The sequence below is a fragment of the Geobacillus sp. ZGt-1 genome (assembly GCF_001026865.1).
Classification (GTDB): Bacteria; Bacillota; Bacilli; order Bacillales; family Anoxybacillaceae; genus Geobacillus; species Geobacillus thermoleovorans.
Genome location: NZ_LDPD01000030.1, coordinates 1 through 527 on the forward strand (window position 1 = coordinate 1; position 527 = coordinate 527).

Consider the following 527-nt stretch of genomic DNA (forward strand, 5'->3'; position numbering starts at 1 on the left):
CAGTGCCGGTTCAACCACCGAAATCGGTTCACCAAGCAAGCGGTCTTTCGCTGCCCGCACTGCAAAAAGACGCTGGAAAAAATCAAGGAACGCAAAGAATACAACATCTATAAGTGCAAGAACAACGCTTGCCCGTTTTACCAGGCCAACCTTCGCCGGATGACGAAGAAGGAGCGCCAACAGTTTCAACAGGATCCTCAAGCCTTCAAGGTGCGGTATTTGTTTCGAGAGTTCTTGTTTGACTTTCTCCCGTTGGCTTCCTCGTCGCTCATCAAGCCGAAGGTCGATTTGTCCCGGCTGGCTGCGTCGCCGCACGTGTTGGGGCTCGTGTTGACGTACTACGTCAACTTTGGGATGTCCTCGAGGGAGACCGCCGCCGCCATGAAGGACATCCATGGCGTCTCGATCTCCCATCAGACGGTGCTCAACTACGCCAACAGCGTCGCGCTTTGGATCAAGCCCTTTGTCGACCGGTTCCCGTATGAGCTGTCCGGTTCGTTTTGCGGGGACGAGACGTATATTCGCGT

General features: G+C 54.6%; 1 pseudogene. It reads left to right on the plus strand.

The features are described from left to right. Positions 1–527 (plus strand): annotated as a pseudogene (locus VU18_RS15310) (transposase); the annotation flags it as partial.